Source organism: Priestia sp. FSL H7-0729 (assembly GCF_038005685.1).
Taxonomy (GTDB): domain Bacteria; phylum Bacillota; class Bacilli; order Paenibacillales; family Paenibacillaceae; genus Paenibacillus.
In genome coordinates this window covers 1,276,176-1,295,626 of record NZ_JBBOTQ010000001.1, presented here as the reverse complement: position 1 = coordinate 1,295,626, position 19,451 = coordinate 1,276,176, and the positions used below count along the sequence as shown (strand labels likewise).

The window sequence follows — 19,451 nt, the reverse complement described above, 5'->3', positions numbered from 1 at the left end:
GCGGAGCTAAAAGCTTTCTGCAAGAAAGCTACATCGGGAGCATATGCTATCCCCGGCTTTACCCTTTATAAAACGAATAAAAAAATCTGGGGATAACAGTGATCAGAAGGTTGTTCTGTCATCGGAGTGTGCAGTGTAAATATTCTTTAGCTCATTTTATATCGTATGATTTTCTAATAAAACAAGCTTCAGGCATGTTCGAGTGGTGGCGTTCATATGGTGGAGAAAGAGTTCCTAGAGGAGGAGAGCCATGACACGTATTGCGGTGATGGTCATTCATGGGCTGGGTATGCGAAAGGATGGGTACGCGGACAAGCTTATTGCTTGTTTGCATAAGGAATTAGACAAGGTGATGGTCTTGCCTGGAGCCTCCAAACAGATGCTGGATATTGAGCCCGTATATTGGGCGGATGTATTTGAGGAGCGGGAAGAGGCACTGTTTCAACAGCTCGTCAGCGCTCCGGGATTGAATTACCAGGCACTGCGACGATTTGTCATCCATTACTTGGCTGACGCGGTTGCATATCAACCTGTGGAAAATCAAGGCCATAACTATGATGCCGTACATCGAACGTTGAATCAGGCGATGCATACCCTTGCACAGCGTAACGGACCCGAAGCTCCGCTCTGTGTGGTTGCTCATAGTTTGGGTGCCGTAATTGCGAGTAACTTCTTCTACGATCTGCAATATCCCTCGAGTCGTGTTCCTGAGGTTGTGGATGTGAACTCGGCTCTGGAGCGGGGGGACACACTGACCCATTTTTACTCTTTTGGTACAACCCTGCCCTTATGGAGTTTACGTTACCATGACTTTAGTCGCCCGATTCAGGTTCCCTCTTCCCATGTGAATCGGTATTATGCCGGACTGGAAGGGGAATGGGTGAATTTCTACGATCGGGATGATATTTTGGGTTATCCGTTACGCCCCATTGATCCTGCCTATGAGAGAGCAGTTAAAGAAGACATTGAAGTGAACTCTGGCGGCGTGGCTATGAGTTGGAATCCGCTAAGTCACGGGGGATATTTTTCGAATCGAAGCATGAATCAGAGAATAGCGCAGGGGCTCGCACGAACCTGGACCTGGATAAATCGTTCAGTATAAGAGATTATTGCTTCATCCCATCCTCATTGGTACTGAAAACCGGTCTTTTTGAACATGTATTGTAAGTGTATTGAAATTAGGAGGGAATACGTATGGAATGCAGGACAGGCTGTGCCGCATGTTGTATCGCGATTTCCATATCATCACCGATACCGGGCATGGCTCATGGCAAGCCGGCAGGTGTACGTTGTGTGCAGCTTACGGATGACAATCGCTGCGGAATTTTTGGCCAAAAAGAGCGTCCCGCGGTATGCAGTGGATTACAGGCGGAAGAAGAGATGTGTGGCCGCACCGATCAGGAAGCATTTGATATTCTAACTTCGATGGAGCGAGAAACTGCACCGACCGTAATTGCACCGAAAGTTGTTTAAGTGACTTGTTTTAATTAAATAGGATAATTATACTTAATATGGAAGAAGGTCGATCTAGAGAGGAGATGCGAATATATGGGGCTTGTTAAACGTTTTGTATTGGTTGTTGTGAATATGATCGGGGAGTTATGGATGGGATTTTACCGACGTAACTCGGATTATTATGACCATCAGACTTCGGAGTCCAAGAGCAAGATGGGGTATTATGCATTTATCATCGGGGCAACGGTAGTTACGGTGGGCATTGTGGGCTGGATGTACAACCGAATTTATTCATAAGTCTTCATTTTGCTTAAAATGGAATGGGGGCAGTATGCTAAAGTGGTGTTTGGACAAATAAAAGAGAGTATCCGCAGGATGTGATATCAAGAGGATACTCTCTTTGGCATGGAAATAAACTGAGTATGATCATTAAAGTGAGGGATCAGCTTTCTTCGTTTTCAACATATGTACGAGAATCATCTTCAGTACGGAAGAGACGATGAAGAAAATAAACAAGATGCGGAACAGTTGATACCCGGATACAACCGAAAGGTCGGCATTCACTTCATGTGCCATGATACTCATCTGATCCATCCCGCCAGGCGCCATACTGAGTAGTGAGGTAGCCGCCGAGAGAGAGAACACATTCATTAACAGATAACTCAATCCAAGCGCTCCTGCAATGAGCAATACACTGCTAATCACGGCTAGCGTGATGGTCTGTGCCTTGCGTTGCAACTGCTCTGGCTTGAGCATCAGTCCAACGTGACTGCCAATCATCAATTGCGATACGTTCAGCAGGGAAGCAGGAAGACTGGGTGTGTGCAGTGCTGTACTTAATTGAATAACACACATGACGATCATGGGGCCCAGCATAAAGGCTGTTGGAAACCGAAGTTTGCGTGCAATCCACGCACCAGCTACACAGAGCGGAGCATAAATGAGAATTTCGGGGAAAAGGGCACCCCATGTCGCTAATTCAATGAAAGGCTGATCCACTCCACCACCTGCTGTACCTCCAATCCAAGGACTGAATAGCAGGAAAGGCACACAGAAGACAATCATGATCAGCCGAGTCACCTGCAAAAAGGTAACCAGCGTCAGATTGATGGATTTCATCTCTTCTGCAAGGGAAACCATCTGGGATAGTCCACCCGGGATGCTGCCAACCAGCAGGGACGGGAAATCAAAGTGGGTCACCTTAGAAGCGATGTAGGCCGTAATCACACACAAGCTGATTAACAGCAAGGTCATCAGCAACATCATGGGAAGTTGTTGCAGAATGCCATGCAGTGCCTCTTCTGTTAAGGTGAGACCTATTGAATAACCCACAATCAGTATGCCATAGTCCCGAATGGAGGCAGGCCACATGAGTGGCCATTTGGCAACTTGTGAACCAAGCAGCATGAATACCATGGGCCCGAGCAACCACGGGATCGGTGTATGAATGACTGTGAACAGCCATCCGCCAAGAACTGAGACACCCAGACTAAGAAAAAACCGAAAGACAACGTAGGAACCAAGATTACGCATCAGTTCCATCCGTTTAGCCTACCGGTTGAATGAGGTAGTATGAGATTCAGGTATGCATTCAGGTGGTTCGATGAAGGATTCATGTTCATGTGTGATCACTCCTGATGATGAGTTACGTTGCGTTATCTGTGGAACAACAAGGCAACTACTGCCTGCTCATGCTTATCTTGCGAGAGCGGCAGCGGAAGGCTTGGTTTCTCTGAACATTACATAGTACATCAGTGATGAAATGACGTATAAACTGCCTGTGATGCTGAATGTGATTGCGTAACCCCAATACGTTCCGTACGTGGTGACCAGATAAGATTGGACAGGTCCCATGGTAGCCCAGCCGATCATGAAAGCTGTTTGCATCAGTGAATTGGCGATCCCGCGGCGCTTGTCCGAGATGCGATCCACCAGAATGGCTGAATGTATGGGATTGGCTGCATTCATCAAGGCTTGTCTGAATAAGAAACTGAGCGAAGCGATAAACAGCAGGTTGGTGAAGCCGGTTAATAGAAGGAAGGGCAGCGACATAACCTGGAAAATGACAACGGCCCGGACGCTTCCGACCCTTGCAGCCAGAGTAGGACCAATCAGCATGGATACAATCGTCATAATCTGACCAAGCGCAATGAGCAGACTCATCCCACTCAGAGATACAGAGAAGCGATTGGTGAAATACAGATTCAGATAGGGTACAACCAGTCCTGAACCTAATCCGATTAATAATTGGGTGACAACAAACTGACCAATCAGTCGGGAATCTTTTTTCTTGGTGATCGAATCATTCGTGTTGGCGGTATTCGTCAAACTTTCTTTCAGATTTGCATTGGGTTGAAGATTTGATTGCGCCGGAATGGGTGTCTGCGAAGCAACCTTGTCTTCAGTTACAAATAATAGAGGTATAAATGCAGCCAGCGTGGCTGCACCGCCGACAAACAAAACGGTCTGCAATCCGGTCACTTTGGCGAGTCCTGCCGTATGTAACAAATCTGCAAATACACCGCCACCCAGGCTACCAAGCACCTGGGAGGCGAGCACAAGGGATGAATAATAGCTAAACATCTTCAGCCGCTGGCTTTTCTTGACGTTTTCCGCCAGATAAGGAATGGCCAGTACTTGGAATACACCAGCGAAAAGGCCAGAAAATACTGCGAACCAGATCAGTCCTGTAGCCGAATAGTCGAAGGAGCGTCCGATCAGGAAGATTCCGCTGAACAACGCCCCGGTAATGAGCAGCCGCTTGCGGCTGAACAGATCACCGCATAGACCGATAGGAACAAACATTATGGCTGTTGCGAGTGATTGAATACTTACGATCTGGCCGTTCATTGTATCATTATAGCCGAGCCCCTGAATGTACAGATTGTACAAGACAGAGAACATGCCATTTCCGATCTGATACAGAATGCTTGCCAGGAAAAAAAGTTGAATATTGCGGGACCAGCCGCGAATTTCAGCATGAATCTGTTGTAAAACTCTCAAGTGGTTCCCTCCAGTCTGCCTGTGCAGTCATTCCAGTTTAACAGGAAAGGAGAATTTGCGGAAGAATTGACCACTGTTTATTTTGGTTCAGGGTTAATCCAATACACGAGCAATGACGAATCCATCGTAACCTTTGCTACCGACCGTTTGCAGTGCTGTAGCTTCAAGGCGGGGGTTATCCGCGATCAACTGCAGGAATGAACGAACGCCTTGAACTCTGGGGTCCGTGCTGTTCGTACGGATCACTTCACCATCTCTGACGATATTGTCACCGATAATAAGACTCCCCGGACGAGTCAGTCTCAGGGCCCATCTCAGATAATCGGGATTACTCGGTTTGTCAGCATCAATGAAAATCATATCAAAAGGTTCTCTATATTCTTCCTGAACATCGGGAAGGGTGATCAGGGCAGGACCAACTCTCAGGTCAACTTTGTGCATAAGTCCTGCACGTGTGAGATTGGTTCGCGCCAAGTCCGCATGGCGTGATTCCGATTCAAGAGAGACGATGCGTCCCTGTTCAGGCAGCGCTCTTGCCATCCAGATGGTACTATATCCTCCCAGTGTGCCGATTTCAAGCACGCGTGATGCGCCTTGAATTTGCAGCAGGAGCTGAAGTAACTTCCCTTGATTTGGTGTTACATCATGAGCGGGCAGTCCAGCTTCGGCATTGGTTTGCAATGTTTGCACCAGCAGGGTGTCCGAGGGAATCAGTAGATCATTCATGTAGTCGTCGACTTGGGTCCAGGTATGCTGGAGATCGGTTGAATTTGTATTTTTCATCTGTACATGTTCCTTTCTTTGGTTCTTGTATTGGATTTCATAGTTCAACTATAGATGGACTGGAAATATAAATAAAATATATATTATGTATGTTAATATAACTTTAGGTTATGAATTTCGGCGTGGGAGAGGTGTAATATATGAATTTGCATGGATTACGATTATTTCATGCCATCGTGAGATATGGCGGGGTCACTCGTGCCGCAGAGGAACTGAATATTAGTCAGCCAGCGGTATCTTCCCAGGTGAAGAAGTTTGAACGTGAATTGGGAATCCAGCTTTTTGTTTCGGAGGGGAGAAGGCTGGTGCTTACGGATGCGGGGGTACAATTAACAGGTTATGCAGAACGTCTATTCTTGCTGGAGCAGGATGTCGAGAATTTTGTGCAGGATTTTCGGGAGGGTAAAAAAGGACTGATCCGTCTTACGGCAACCTACTTGCCTTCTAATTTTCTATTGCCGGGCTGGATTGCGCGGTTCAAGCAAATGCACGAGGATGTGGAGATTATTGTGAGCACAACCAACACCAGGTTGGCATTTGACCAGTTACTTCGCTATGAGGCAGAGATTGCAGTGTATGGTGGAAGTGGAATTACACATGCGGGTGTCCAATGGGATGAATTGTTTGACGATGAGATGTGGTTTGTTGTACATCCAGACCATCCATATGCGGGCAAAGAAATTGAGCTGCATGAGATGATGGCAGAGCCGTTCATCATGCGCGAAGAAGGCAGTGCCACACGCGAGAGACTTGTCTCCCTTTGCACAACAAATAACTTGACCGCTCCCCGCATTGCGCTTCAGTTCAACGGGCTGAATGAAACAATCAGTGCAGTGAAGGCAGGTTATGGGGCCAACTTTATATCTTCTTTGGTTGTGAAGGATGATGTACAGCAAGGCAGGCTGGCCCGTGTATACGTTCGAGGTGTACAGTTGAGAAATACGGTTGCCGTATGTACACGAGCCGGAGAGGTGTTGTCGCCTGCTGCACAGCATCTCGTCCAGCTTATCCGCCAAGAGGCGTCTTTGATGAAATAAAAAGTGCGATTGGAAAATGTGTTCGAAGGAAACAAACTACCGCAAGCAAATCCTTTTTCGGCTATTTGCCTTCACTGTGCTGTGAACTTCCCCATGCATGCAACCGGGCGTATAGGGTTACACCGCCAATACTCAGGACAGGAATCCAGACGGCGATCATGGGCACACGGTGGAATAGCAATGCAGCTACAATGACGCCGACCAGATAGATGACAACCGCACCTGCTCGAAGATAGGAATCGGTAGACAGGGCTTTGGCCAGTGTTCGGATATTGACATGTCGCAGCCTTCTGACAATGCTTACGGTATCCTCTACCACAGCGGCCAAATTATTGGTCAGCACGGTTGTGGAGATGCCTGCAATTCCAATGCGGCGTGCCGCCGTTGTCTGCATCCCCATTGCAACGGCCAGGATGACAATTAACAGATAGGACAGATGTTCGGCGTACGGACTGATCATGGCGATCGCGAATAGCAGGAGCAGTATGCTCTCAACAGTGAATACGGATGTAACCCGAGAGGACCAGCCACTTTTGGTATGCACATGCCCGATCATGTGTGCGGCAATGGCATTGCCAGCAACAAAGCCGATAAGGGCCAAGAGGGAACGCAGCACGACAAATTCCTGGGCACGGGCAATGGCAATTCCCAATAATACAATATTTCCTGTCATATTGGCTGTGAGCACATGTCCCAGTCCCAGATATCCAATCAGATCGACCATCCCCGCAGACATACATAGAAGGAGCATCGAGTACTTTTGGAGGGTGTTTTGATTCATCATATCCGTCCTTTCAAAAAAACGTAACCCCTCCAGTATACAGCCATATCGCATGATTCTTCAAAATGAAATTCATGGCGCGGCACTATGGTGCTGTAAGCCAATCGAACATATTGTTCACCGCTACCTCATGTATCCTCTCGTGAAAATGATGATCCTGCCCTCCATAGGCGTGAAACGTAACGTTCGCACCTCTGCGCCTCAGCCAGTGATACATTCGGGTACCATGGCTGTAGTTCACCTGTGTATCTGATGTACCATGCATGATCAGAACGGGACAAGATAGTTTGTTCGCTTTTGATAAGGGAGATCGGGCGAGATAAGCTTCTGGAACTGCGCGTGGGGAACCTCCCAGCACCCGTTTCAATGTGCGCCTCAGGTCCGTTCGCTCATGATATGTTCGTTCGACATCGGAGACACCGCTCCAAAGGACTAACTTATGTACTTTATCCGGTCCCTCATTGTAGGCGGTTGCCGTATCTACAGCATTAATGGCTCCACGGGAAAACCCCATTAACGATATCCGGGCCGGATCGACGAAAGGTAAACGCTGTACCAAACGATAAGCAGCATGCACATCTTCTGTATCTTTCCCTCCATACTCGTCACGACCTTCACCGCCTTCGTTGCCACGATAGGATGGAGCGAACACAATATAACCTTGCTGTACAAATTGCTCAAGCCAAATGGTATTCACTCCGCCATAGCTGCCGAGCCCACCGCGACAATAGATCAACACCGGCCACTGTTCCTGTATGGGAGCAATATCATGCATATTTGCAGCAGGGTAGTGGCTGGCGAGCGGTTGCAAATGTAGAGACTGATGTATGGAAGCGTATAACGAACAACCTCGTGGCAGGAATAAATAAGCTTTAACCTGAAGCATATTGGATGAATACGTCACTTGATAGAGCAGGGCGATCCACCTCTTTTACTTCGTAATGACGGGTCAAATGACAGGTTGCTTCTATATGATGCGCGTAAAACAAGTTCCCATACCTTCGAGGCTGAATCGCCAGCCTGAATGTTAGAAATTCGTTTATTGGCTTCAGATGATTTATAATGGTTCAGGAGACATGTGGATTGACCGCTTGTCCTCATATTCATAAAACTAACTTTAGTGTGCAGAAAGAAAGGAAGAAAGCCATGATGAACGCTCCACATCCAATCGATCAGTTCAAAAAATTTAAATATGAAATTACGAGATTTATGATGATCTATAAATTTGCTCTGGATCAAATGGAGACCAAGATTGAAGTATTGAAAGAAGAATTCCAGTCTCTGCATGATTACAGTCCAATAGAGCATACGAAGTCCAGGCTCAAGTCCCCTGAGAGCATAATGAACAAGATGTTCCGCAAAAACCATGAGTTAACGTTTGAGAGCATTAAGCAAAATATCAAGGATATTGCCGGGGTACGGATTACATGTTCCTTTATCTCGGATATTTATCGCATTAAGGATATGCTGTGCAACCAGAGTGACCTGCGTGTTCTGGAGGTCAAGGACTACATCGAGAATCCGAAGCCAAACGGCTACCAAAGCCTTCACCTTCTCGTGGAAGTGCCTGTGTACATGTCCAATGGCGAGGAACGAGCATGTGTAGAGATTCAGATCCGTACGATCGCAATGGATTTCTGGGCGAGTCTGGAGCATAAAATTTTTTATAAATACAACAAGGATGTTCCCGAGCATTTGACGAGAGAGTTAAAGAGTGCGGCAGATTCGGCAAATGCGCTGGATCAACAGATGGAGCGACTTCACCGGGAGATCCAGGAGATCAAGGATGCGGATAACGAGCGGGATGAAGAAGAACTGCGTCGTATTATCATTAACAATCAACAGTTCACACTGCCGTCCAACCTGCTCAAGCTGCTGGGTAGCGGGGAGTAGTTCTCGATGAAAAGTACAACAGTTCCATTGAACACGAACGCTACATCGCGTGTGCGAATGGCATTAATTTTGGGGACGCTGTCGGCCTTCGGGCCCTTGTCCCTGGATATGTATTTGCCCGCATTGCCCACGCTGGCCGATGAGTTCGGTTCATCAACTTCGTATGCTCAACTCAGTCTGACGGCCTGTATGATTGGACTTGCGGTGGGACAGTTGCTTGCCGGACCTCTAAGTGATGTACGTGGTCGACGAACACCGCTCATTGCAGGACTTGTGCTCTATACCATTGCTTCCATACTCTGCCTGGTCAGCCCTACGATGGGCTCTTTTGTTGTGCTGCGGTTCATTCAGGGTGTAGCCGGAGCGGCAGGGATCGTCATCTCTCGGGCAATCGTTAGAGACGTATATTCGGGCCCGGAACTTACACGGTTCTTCTCCCTGTTAATGTTGATCAACGGTGTCGCCCCGATTGCTGCTCCGATTATTGGCGGACAATTGTTGACGTACACGTCGTGGCGCGGCGTATTTATTTTGCTCAGTCTCATCGGCATATTGACGCTGTTTGCTGTCATTTTCGGTCTTGGAGAGACATTGCCTTCCAACCGCAGATCAAGCGGGGGATTGAAACAGACCTTGATTACGTTTCGCCAGATCGCAGGCGATCGTCAGTTTATGGGGTATGCGTTGACCCAGGGCTTCGTAGCAGCTGGCATGTTTGCCTACATATCCGGTTCACCGTTTGTGCTTCAGAAAATATACGGGGTATCCCCGCAAATGTTTAGTGTCTGCTTTGCCATAAACGGGCTTGGCATTATTCTGGCTAGTCAGGTTGCAGGCAGACTTGCAGGAAAAGTATCGGAGACTCGACTGTTAATCGCAGGACTCTTAACCGCAGCGGTTGGAGGAACCTCACTGCTCATCGCCATTCTGGCAGGAGGCAATCTAATCTCTGTGCTGATTCCATTATTCCTGGTGGTATCCAGTGTCGGGCTGGTTAATACTGCATCCTTTGCCCTGGCAATGGCTAATCAGGAGAAGTCGGCAGGCAGTGCGTCTGCACTTATTGGTGTGATGACGTTCCTGTTCGGTGGTATTGTCGCTCCGCTTGTTGGTCTCGGCGGAGAAGGTACAGCTGTGCCAATGGGAATCGTTATCGCGTGTGCTGATCTCGGTGCCTTGGTAATTTATTTCCTAATGGTCAGTAGGGGCAGGAAGCGTCAGATGGATCAGCTGTGAAGTTAAAGATACGGATTGTGCACACTTTATTTGTTTGGAGTCTTGATGGTGTACAGTTCCTTTGGGTTAAAAGAACAAAAAAAGAGCCTCACTTGGAAGGGAATGTGCTTCCAAATGAGGCTCTTGCTGTAGGTAAGGACAAGTTTAGCAAAGCGCAAACAAAATCTGTGTATTGGACAGTATCCCTGGCGTGAGGAATGGATAGAAGTACCCCACCACAAAACCAAACAGATTAATGGCAGGCCACATCAGGTACACATCATTATATGTGAAGACAAGGGACCAACGGTTGTAGCAAAAATTGGGCAGTGCACGTTGTTCGTTATCTCGAGGTGCCGCTGTACCCGTCTGTGCAAATTGCACAGCTTGAGTGAGACTTTGCGGCTGTTGCTGAAGGAAGAGCGGAAGCAGACCGGGGCTGCTTTTGATCAGGTTATACAGAAAAAGCATCTCTGCGGGAGGCTGACCTACCGGCCGCGGATAGGCGCTAAGCAACGTCGGCAGATTGCCTTGTGCCAGTTGCGCAGGTACGCCAGTTGCTGTACCCGGAATTGTACCGGGAATGCCACCGGGGATATATGGACCTGGTCCTCCGCCTGGAATGAAGGGTGGATAGGTCCCTTGACCGCCAGGTGTGCCCGGAAACGTCTGACCACCTGGTATACCGCCACCGCTACCTCCTGGGAACAGTGGAGGCAATTGAAAGGAACGGTCTTCTCCATAACTTATATAAGGGTTATAGTCGTAATACATGTACAGAACATCCTTCCTGTCGTGGTATTCTGCATTCAGCATATGGCGGCATCCGCCTATAGGTGAATGCCACCAAGACGATTTTGTATGATCTATATAGTTGAACTAATCATTTACACAAAACGGAGAGGATAGAAAAAACCTGAAAAAGCGAAGCGTTCGCCTAAAAGCTTTCTGAAAGAAAGCTGCATCGGAAGCATACGCTATCCCCGGATTTTCCCATAGAGCCATGGAATCGAAAAAATCTGGGGATAACAGCGATTGGAAGGTTGTTGTATCATCGTAGTGTCAGTGTAAATAATCTGTAGTTCAACTTTATAGCGCAGAGGATAATCGAATTGACAATTGAACTGATAACAATTATCATTGTCAATGGAATTGGACAAATGTACATACAGATATGATATGCATCAATAATAGTATCCATATTTTTGAACGTTGATATCTGTCCCAATAAAGCCAATAAGGTTTCCATATTGAAAGGGGATAATAAAGTGTTTAAGAGAAATAGAAAGATGATCATGCTTCTGATTACGGTGATGGTCATGTCCATCTGGTTGGCCGCGTGTGGGGCGAAGCCGGCAGAGAACGACACAGCAGGAGAGAACGATACAACAACGGAGACAGAAACGCAAACAGAAGCCGCTACAGAGCGAACAATGACAGATGCAATGGGACATGAAGTGAAAATCCCGGCGAATCCGGAGCGTATTATCGCTTCTTATCTGGAAGATAATCTGGTAACACTAGGTGTTAAGCCAGCAGCACAGTGGTCCGTAGCAAACGGCATTCAGGAATATCTGCAAAAAGATCTGAATGGTATTCCAACGATTGCCTTCGATCTGCCTTTTGAAGCGGTAGCGAGCTTCAACCCGGATCTGATCATTATCGGTTCCGAAAGCTTGGTGGAAGGTGAGAAATATGAACAGTACAGTAAAATTGCACCTACTTATGTACTCGGGGATGAGATTAATAGTGACTGGCGCAAAACACTGCTAAAAATCGGAGAAGTTCTGAATAAGAGTGCTGAAGCACAGAAAGCACTGGATGATTACGAACTTAAAGCTACAGAAATCAAGGAAAAGATCAACACGGTTACAGGTGGAACAAAATCGGCAGCGGCCATTTGGTTGGTTAGTGGCAAGTTCTTTATCGTAAGTGATAACGTATCGAGTGGAGAAGTAATGTACAAAGAGCTTGGACTTCAAGAGCCTGAGGTTGTAAAAGAAATCTCTGCCAATGCAACAGGCAACTGGTCTTCCATCTCTATGGAGAAGCTGGCGGAAATGGATGTAGACTACTTGTTCTTTGTGAATAGTGATGAAGGTACTGGGGCTGAAGCACTGAAAGATCCAGTGTGGCAAAGCATTCCGGCTGTGAAAAATGGTAATTTGTTTGAATTTACCCGTTCCAGCAGCTGGTTGTATAGTGGAGTTCAAGCGAACCTTCAAATTATGGAAGACATTCAGAACAGCATTGTTAAATAAAAAATAGTCGATATGAAAAAGCATATTTCTACTTCCTGGTGTAATGGGCACCAGGGAGTTTTTTTGTTAATTCAGCATTTTACGTTATATAATAAATATGAGTGTTGAATCGTGTCTTGAAGTGAAATTGACACTTGGTTACATGAGCAGAGAAGGGGATATTTACATATGTATACATTGGATCCACGTGAAATAACGGGAAGAGACAACTATAAACTGATGAGTGGTTCAGTGGTGCCGCGTCCAATTGCTTTTGTGACGACACGTTCAGATGAGTATGGTGTGATCAACGCAGCGCCTTTCAGTTTCTTCAATGTGGTTAGTTCGGACCCGCCGCTGTTATCCATATCCATTGCACGTAAAGATGGCATGATGAAGGATACCGCACGTAATGTGATTGCTCATAAAGAGCTGGTCGTGCATATATGTGATGAGGCAATCATAGAAGAAGTGAACGAGACAGCAGCTATACTTGAACCCCATGAAAGTGAGCTTGAGCGGACGAAACTCACTACAGTGCCAAGTACAAAAGTCACCGTGCCAGGAATAAAGGAAGCACTTATTCGGATGGAGTGTGAGCTGTACCAGCACATTCCTATTAATAACGATGATGGCAAACCGATGAGTGATCTGCTGCTGGTACGCATAGTGCAGTATCATTTCAGCGAAGAAGTCTATAATCCGGACAAAGGGTATATCCTGATGGATCATTTGAAACCAGTCAGCCGACTTGCGGGTAATGATTATGCCAAGCTCGGAGAGAGATTTACCATAATACGCCCTGAATAGGTATGAAAGATCCTATATGTAATTTGTGAAAGGGTATAACCCTGTAGATAAAGGCGGACAACACGTGCGAAACTCGCATATGTTGTCCGCCTTTGCTTGTTAATATGAACATAAACAGGACAGGTAGTGAATAGACTTGTACTATATCTTGCACATTTCATATGAACCTATTTTATATATGGGTTGTTTGGAAAACTTACTTTTGAACATGTACGATATAGGAGGTTAAACCGATGAACCAGCTTGAGGCAACTACCGGGGCCAGTATTATGGGAATAGGAACGGCGTGGCCTGCCCACAGAATTGAGCAAAAAGATGTATCTGCCCGTCTCGCACAAGCGCTGGAACATGAGCCAGATGCGAGAAGGTGGGCGAAACGAATCTTTAATCAGTGCGGTGTGGAAACTCGTTATACGTGTGAACCGAATCTGCTTGAGCCTGTTGATTCTTGCCGATATTTACCTTTCACCAGTACGGAGGTGGTTCCGACTACATCCGAGCGTATGGGGAAATACAAAGCTGCAGCCGTTCCATTAGGTCTGGAAGCGGCCGAAAAGGCGCTTCAGGATGCAGACATAACTTCGTCGGAAATTACACACCTCATTACAGTGAGTTGCACAGGGCAATTTCTGCCCGGACTTGATGTTCGGCTGATCCAGCAGCTTGAACTGTCACCGCAGATCAATCGGATACCACTGGTGTTTCAAGGATGTGCAGCTGGTCTGAAGGCGATACAACTGGCCAATTCCATTGTAACGACAGATCAGAAGGCTACGGTTCTCATTGTGTGTGTGGAGCTGTGCACGCTTCATTTTCAGCCATCTGCCAAACGGGACGACCTGTATGCCGCATCGTTCTTCGGTGACGGTGCCTCGGCCTGTGTTATTGGTGCGTCCGGAACAGGTCGCAATGAATGTTTTCAATTGGGCCGTGGGCACTCAACGCTCCTCCCGGATTGTGCAGAAGAAATGATCTGGGAAGTGGGCAATACAGGCTTTGATCTCTACCTGTCACCACAGATTCCGAAGCTGCTTGGTTTGCATCTCGGTCCAGAGGTAGAACGAATGCTCGAGGGGAGCAGTTTACCTGAAATATGGGCGATCCATCCGGGAGGCAGAGGTATCGTGGATGCCGTTCAGAAGCTGTATCAGTTAACCGATGAGCAGGTCTCCTACAGCCGTAACATCCTGCGAGATTATGGGAACCTGTCGTCCGTGACGATTCTTTTTGTTCTTCAAGCCATCCGTGAGGATTACAGACAGAACGAAGATCCTTCCAGCGGGATAGCGCTGGCCTTCGGCCCGGGACTAACAGCAGAATTACTTCCTTTTACCTACATCCCTGCCCGCATAGCAAACAGAACGCCCGTGAATCATAGCATCCAATGAACATACTCGAATGACTAATCTGATTGCAGAGGAGCTTAGGTATGGCTTATCGCAGACTTGCTGCCTTCATCAGCCGATATCCGCGGTTCATTATTCTCTGCTGGGTATTTATCATCGGGATGTCAGCGATCTGGGCGTGGAGGTTGCCTGATATTGTTCAGGATCACGGATTGAAACGGGTTGACGGGGATGCGCATGCGGTTGAGCGTGTTCTGGAGCATGAATTCAATTCTCCTGCTGATCCGGTTATTCTGGTTTTTGAGAAAAAGGAAAATACCTCGACATTAGCGTTCCGGCAGTGGATCAGGGATAGTCTGACACAGGTTCAATTGTTACCTGCGGTAACCTCTATCACGTCACCTCTGGATGCTGGCGACAGGGTGACGCTGCAAGACCATAGGGCATATGTCTTTGTGAAAATGAATGTGCCCCCGCATCAGATGGGTCCTCCCCTGGAGCAGTTGCGCGCCGTGCTGGCAGCAGATGGTCCGGGTACGGTGCAATTGACGGGAAAGGCAGTCGTGCAGCAGGATGTCAATCATCTGAGCTTTCGTGACCTGGAGCGGGCAGAGATGGTGGGGCTGCCGATTGCCCTGATCGTTTTGTGCTTCGCATTCAGGGGGCTATATGCCGCATTGATCGCGGTCATGATGGGGATCAGTGCTGTGATTACAGCGATGGGAGTCACGACTCTCCTTGGTAATCATCTGGAATTGTCCAACTTTATCATTAACGTTATTCCCATGGTGGGCATGGCACTGAGTATAGACTTTGCCCTCATCATTCTGAGCAGGTACAGGGAAGAACTTCAGCGTGCCTATGAAGATGAAGGTGAAGCTCACGTTACAGGCAGAAGTCTGGATATGCAGAGCGATGTTCTGCGCAGCGATATTCTTCAGCGAACCCTACGTACAGCAGGCAGAGCGGTGTTATTCTCGGCAGCTTGCGTGCTCCTTGGGCTTCTGGGTCTGCTTTGGATCAGACTGCCTATGTTTCTAAGTGTCTCCTTGGGGGCCATGATTGTTCTGCTCGTATCGCTAATGTTGAATGTTACACTGCTGCCAGCCCTGCTGTCACTGTCTGCAGATCGGATCTTCAGGCGAAAGGTCGTCCATCCATTACCCAGACGCTCGGTCTGGCATAGATGGTCAGCCATGGTCATGAAACGGCCCGTCAGCATGGCCATTGGAGGTACGGTTGTGCTGCTCCTGTGTGTCTATCCAGTGACCCGGCTGGAGCTGTCGGTCCCGGATGCCTCTTCACTGCCAGCCAGAATGGAGTCCCGCCAGGCAGCGGAGCAGTTGCAGCATGATTTGGGTCAAAAGAAGACCTCCACCATCGAGATCCTGATTGCCGGACAGCAGGAACGGTTGACTGCCTCGCACTGGCAGATGGCCCACAACAAAACACGTCAACTATTGCAGGACTCGGACGTATGGAGCATTGTGACACCATGGGGCCTTTTACAGCCGAACCAAAATGGCACGCAAAGCCTTTTTAAAAGTTCACCGCCGTCCCTCACTTCATCCATAGAAGACAAGGAGTCAACAAGGGCGGCATGGCTGCGTTCAACGGTAACTGATCATTCCATTCGATTGATTGCCACCGTGCAGGGGGAGCCGGGTTCGGAACAGGTGGCAGACTGGCTGGAACGAATGAGGAAGAGTGATTATACACTTGGTTCCACCAACATAAGACTGCGTTATGGCGGGGAAGCTGCCGAGCAGGTTGAAATCATGCAGGAAGTCACAAGTCAACTGCCCAAAGTGCTAGTATTTGTAGTGGTATCGAATTATCTTGTGTTACTGGCGGCATTCAGATCTCTGCTCATTCCAATCAAGGCAATTGTGATGAATCTGCTTAGCTTAGCGGCTTCATTTGGCATATTGGTGTGGGTGTTTAATGAAGGACATTTGGGGATGGAGCCGTCAGCCATTGCCATTATGATTCCTGTATTCATTGCAGGATTGGTGTTCGGCATATCCATGGATTATGGTGTTTTTATGCTGAGCCGTATTCAGGAGATGTATAGACGAACCGGAGACAGTGATATGGCTGTCCAACAGGGCTTGGCTTCTACAGGTCGTCTGGTTACCTCCGCAGCAGCAATACTGCTTGCGGTGACCGTACCGTTTGCTTTTGCTGAAGTCGCAGGTGTGAGGCAGTTAGGGATCGGAATCACGGCTGCGGTGTTGATTGACGTTACGTTGATCCGGCTAATACTTGTACCTGCGTTAATGAAATTAATGGGCAGGTGGAACTGGTGGCTGCCAGGTCAGATGAAATGAAGGATATTTCGTAACCTGTTTTCAGGTTGGAGATATCCTTTTTTGGCTAGAAATCGTGTGATTCCATTCAAAGCTGGCAAACATGTTCAATTCATGAGTGACATCAATGTTCTATAATGGATGGGATTCATTCCATATGATATTTTCATCTACGTTATCCTACGAAAAACAGGAGGGACACAAGCCCATGTCTGATATTGAAGCCTATCTACAACAACAAACGAATCTTCGTGGTCGTTCCGCGTATCATGCGGATCAACCCCTGGAATTATGGCGCAGTCAGTTACGCATTCGCATGAAAGAACGGCTGGGCGGTTTTCCAACCATGGTAGCAGCACTGGATCCTGTCTTACTCGAGCGCATTCCATGTGACGGATATATTCGGGAGCGGGTTGAGATCACGACCTATACAGGACTCCGTATGCCTGTGTATGTATTGATTCCAGGTGATGGAAGCACTACCGAGGTGAGAAGACCTGCTATCGTTGCTTGTCATGGTCACGGGTACGGTAGCCGGGAGATCTCTGGTATGGAACCTGATGGATCGCCACGGACAAGAGAGACTGGACTACACAAGGATTTTGCAGTAGCTCTTGTGAAGCGTGGATATGTGGTTGCGGCTCCAGAGCTGCTCGGATTTGGTGATCGAAGACTTGAAGAGGACCGCGATGCGCCTCCAGGGGCAAGTTCCTGTACAAAGATTGCAGCGCATCTGCTCATGGTGGGGAAGACTCTCGCCGGGCATCGGGTGTATGAAACAACTAGAGTACTGGATTATATATTGACCCGACCCGAAGTGGATTCGGAGCGAATTGGAAGCATGGGTATTTCGGGCGGTGGTCTGGTGACCGCATTTACAGCCGCGCTGGATGAACGCTTCCGTGCAGTTGTAGTAAGTGGCTATGCAAGTACATTCCAGGGTAGCATACTGGATCGGAACCATTGTCTGGACAATTATGTTCCAGGTATCCTGCGTGAAGCGGAGTTGCCTGATCTGATTGGCCTGATTGTACCTAGACCGCTCTTTATTGAAGCCGGAAGTGATGACCAAGTATTTCCGCTCGATGCAGCAACAGAAGCCTATAAGCGATTGACATACATCTATGAACAAGCGGGAGCAGCAGAATCACTGGATGCGGATTTCTTTACAGGTGGACATGAGATTAGCGGAGCGAAGGCCTATGACTGGCTTGATCAAGTTCTGTGAGGTTGTGGATCATGCAGCAATTTAATTCTATAACGAGAGGAGAATTTAGTGATGAAATGGTCAGCATCGGTAAAATTTTTATTCTGTCTGGTTCTGTTTGCAAGTACGATAAGCATCGGTCCGGGAAGCAGTGGAGGGCAAGTCGCCGAAGCAGCAACGGACAATTACAGATTTGATTTTGGTTCGGGTCCGGTTGAGAGCGGTTACACAGGCGTGTCCGCAGGAGATGCTTACACTGCTACCAAAGGTTATGGGTTCAATACACCTGCCAATATGCGAAATGTGTCTGCCTCTGGAAGCGGAGTGATGAGTGACGCCGTACAATTTCTGACGTTTGGCACGAAGAGCACTAATACTTTCAATGTGAACCTGTCCAATGGCCTATACGAGGTCAAAGTGGTTCTGGGCAATACAGCCAGAGCAAGTGTGGCGGCAGAAGGTGTGTACCAGATCATCAACATGACGGGGAACGGGGCGACGGATCAATTTCAAATTCCGATAACCGACGGGCAACTAAATCTGCTCATTACGGAAGGAAAGACAGGCACTGCATTTACACTCAGCGCACTCGAGATCCGGAAGATATCCAATCAGACCGTAACCAACCGCACGATTTATATTGGTGGGGATTCAACAGTTTGCAATTATTATCCGCTTGGCAGTAGTGTACAAGGAGGGTGGGGACAGCTGTTTCCGTCCTATGTGAACAATGCTACATTCCAGGTTCGCAATATGGCTGCAAGTGGTCAGTTTGCGAGAGGATTCCGCGATGATGGTCAGATGGAGGCCATTCTCAAGTATATCAAGCCGGGAGATTATTTTATTCTGCAATTCGGAATTAATGACACCAATGCCAAGAACAATACGACGGAGGCGCAGTTTAAAGAGATCATGCGGGATATGGTGCGCCAGGCGAAGAACAAAGGAGCAACGGTCATACTTTCCACGCCACAAGGCCGGGCAACAGACTTTAATACTTCCAATGTACATCAAGCGGAGAACCGCTGGTACAATCCATCCACTCGTGCACTCGCTCAGGAAGAGGGGGTCACCCTGGTTGAATTGAATAAGTTGAGTTCGGCCTATTTCACTTCCATAGGTCCGGCGGCAACACTTGCTCTGTATATGACAGGGGACAGTCTGCATCCGAATCGTCAAGGTGCTGCGGAGCTTGCTCGCATTGTGGCTGCGGATCTGAGAAGACAGGGACTGAATGGATTCTGATGTGCAATTTAATCGGCCTGCATGACCCGGATTTGATATGATCAGTGTGTGAGAAATAAAAAAATACCCCTGGGGAACAACCCGCGAAACGGGCGGCTGATCCTCGGGGGTATTCACTATGCCTGAA

At 47.8% G+C, this 19,451-nt stretch carries 18 protein-coding genes; 12 read left to right on the top strand and 6 right to left on the bottom strand.

All coding sequences use genetic code 11. The features are described 5' to 3' along the window. Nucleotides 1-250: 250 nt before the first annotated feature. From MHH93_RS05375 to MHH93_RS05365, 3 genes are all read left to right on the top strand, one after another. Nucleotides 251-1,102, top strand: coding sequence for a chemotaxis protein (locus MHH93_RS05375; RefSeq protein WP_500053128.1), 852 nt, complete (start codon nucleotides 251-253; stop codon nucleotides 1,100-1,102). Between the two features lie 92 nt (nucleotides 1,103-1,194). After that, entirely contained in the window at nucleotides 1,195-1,473 is a 279-nt protein-coding gene (locus MHH93_RS05370) for a YkgJ family cysteine cluster protein (protein WP_500053127.1), read from the top strand. A 75-nt stretch (nucleotides 1,474-1,548) separates the two neighbouring features. Next, nucleotides 1,549-1,752, top strand: a complete 204-nt coding sequence (locus MHH93_RS05365; protein ID WP_215075203.1) for a hypothetical protein — start codon at nucleotides 1,549-1,551, stop codon at nucleotides 1,750-1,752. Between the two features lie 132 nt (nucleotides 1,753-1,884). Here MHH93_RS05365 and MHH93_RS05360 read toward each other — a convergent pair whose 3' ends face one another. The 3 genes from MHH93_RS05360 to MHH93_RS05350 form a co-directional block, all read right to left on the bottom strand. Beyond that, nucleotides 1,885-2,997: an AbrB family transcriptional regulator gene (locus MHH93_RS05360; protein WP_500053125.1), complete on the bottom strand. Its 1,113-nt coding sequence runs from the start codon at nucleotides 2,995-2,997 to the stop codon at nucleotides 1,885-1,887. A 153-nt stretch (nucleotides 2,998-3,150) separates the two neighbouring features. Then, complete coding sequence (locus MHH93_RS05355; protein ID WP_500053124.1) at nucleotides 3,151-4,458, bottom strand: MFS transporter; 1,308 nt, start codon at nucleotides 4,456-4,458, stop codon at nucleotides 3,151-3,153. A gap of 93 nt (nucleotides 4,459-4,551) precedes the next feature. Then, entirely contained in the window at nucleotides 4,552-5,241 is a 690-nt protein-coding gene (locus tag MHH93_RS05350) for an O-methyltransferase (RefSeq protein ID WP_500053122.1), read from the bottom strand. Between the two features lie 140 nt (nucleotides 5,242-5,381). Here MHH93_RS05350 and MHH93_RS05345 point away from each other — a divergent pair, with 140 nt between their 5' ends. Beyond that, complete coding sequence (locus tag MHH93_RS05345) at nucleotides 5,382-6,278, top strand: LysR family transcriptional regulator (protein WP_500053121.1); 897 nt, start codon at nucleotides 5,382-5,384, stop codon at nucleotides 6,276-6,278. Nucleotides 6,279-6,339: 61 nt separating this feature from the next. Here the strand turns inward: MHH93_RS05345 and MHH93_RS05340 are convergent, their stop codons facing one another. Together MHH93_RS05340 and MHH93_RS05335 are read right to left on the bottom strand one after the other, a co-directional pair. After that, on the bottom strand, nucleotides 6,340-7,062 hold the full coding sequence (locus tag MHH93_RS05340; RefSeq protein WP_500053120.1) for a YoaK family protein: 723 nt from the start codon (nucleotides 7,060-7,062) through the stop codon (nucleotides 6,340-6,342). Between the two features lie 82 nt (nucleotides 7,063-7,144). Further along, nucleotides 7,145-7,945: an alpha/beta hydrolase family protein gene (locus MHH93_RS05335; RefSeq protein WP_500053119.1), complete on the bottom strand. Its 801-nt coding sequence runs from the start codon at nucleotides 7,943-7,945 to the stop codon at nucleotides 7,145-7,147. Between the two features lie 263 nt (nucleotides 7,946-8,208). Between MHH93_RS05335 and MHH93_RS05330 the strand changes: the two genes are divergently transcribed. After that, on the top strand, nucleotides 8,209-8,952 hold the full coding sequence (locus tag MHH93_RS05330; protein WP_036608962.1) for a GTP pyrophosphokinase: 744 nt from the start codon (nucleotides 8,209-8,211) through the stop codon (nucleotides 8,950-8,952). 6 nt (nucleotides 8,953-8,958) lie between these two features. After that, nucleotides 8,959-10,188 (top strand): multidrug effflux MFS transporter, encoded by a 1,230-nt coding sequence (locus tag MHH93_RS05325; RefSeq protein WP_500053118.1) that lies wholly within the window; start codon nucleotides 8,959-8,961, stop codon nucleotides 10,186-10,188. 144 nt (nucleotides 10,189-10,332) lie between these two features. On the opposite strand, the gene MHH93_RS05320 is transcribed toward MHH93_RS05325, so the two are convergent. Further along, nucleotides 10,333-10,983 carry a hypothetical protein gene (locus MHH93_RS05320; protein ID WP_500053117.1) on the bottom strand — a complete coding sequence of 217 codons (651 nt, stop codon included), beginning with the start codon at nucleotides 10,981-10,983 and terminating at the stop codon, nucleotides 10,333-10,335. Nucleotides 10,984-11,435: 452 nt separating this feature from the next. Between MHH93_RS05320 and MHH93_RS05315 the strand changes: the two genes are divergently transcribed. The 6 genes from MHH93_RS05315 (at nucleotide 11,436) to MHH93_RS05290 (ending at nucleotide 19,324) form a co-directional block, all read left to right on the top strand. Next, the gene (locus tag MHH93_RS05315) at nucleotides 11,436-12,428 is read left to right on the top strand and encodes an iron-hydroxamate ABC transporter substrate-binding protein (protein WP_500053116.1); all 993 of its coding nucleotides are present in this window, start codon (nucleotides 11,436-11,438) and stop codon (nucleotides 12,426-12,428) included. A 168-nt stretch (nucleotides 12,429-12,596) separates the two neighbouring features. Beyond that, nucleotides 12,597-13,217, top strand: coding sequence for a flavin reductase family protein (locus MHH93_RS05310; RefSeq protein WP_500053115.1), 621 nt, complete (start codon nucleotides 12,597-12,599; stop codon nucleotides 13,215-13,217). Between the two features lie 233 nt (nucleotides 13,218-13,450). Continuing rightward, the gene (locus MHH93_RS05305; protein WP_500053114.1) at nucleotides 13,451-14,605 is read left to right on the top strand and encodes a type III polyketide synthase; all 1,155 of its coding nucleotides are present in this window, start codon (nucleotides 13,451-13,453) and stop codon (nucleotides 14,603-14,605) included. A gap of 41 nt (nucleotides 14,606-14,646) precedes the next feature. Beyond that, nucleotides 14,647-16,893 carry an MMPL family transporter gene (locus MHH93_RS05300; protein WP_500053113.1) on the top strand — a complete coding sequence of 749 codons (2,247 nt, stop codon included), beginning with the start codon at nucleotides 14,647-14,649 and terminating at the stop codon, nucleotides 16,891-16,893. Between the two features lie 187 nt (nucleotides 16,894-17,080). Further along, nucleotides 17,081-18,100 carry a dienelactone hydrolase family protein gene (locus tag MHH93_RS05295; RefSeq protein ID WP_500053112.1) on the top strand — a complete coding sequence of 340 codons (1,020 nt, stop codon included), beginning with the start codon at nucleotides 17,081-17,083 and terminating at the stop codon, nucleotides 18,098-18,100. A 51-nt stretch (nucleotides 18,101-18,151) separates the two neighbouring features. Beyond that, on the top strand, nucleotides 18,152-19,324 hold the full coding sequence (locus tag MHH93_RS05290; RefSeq protein WP_500053111.1) for a rhamnogalacturonan acetylesterase: 1,173 nt from the start codon (nucleotides 18,152-18,154) through the stop codon (nucleotides 19,322-19,324). Nucleotides 19,325-19,451: the final 127 nt, after the last annotated feature.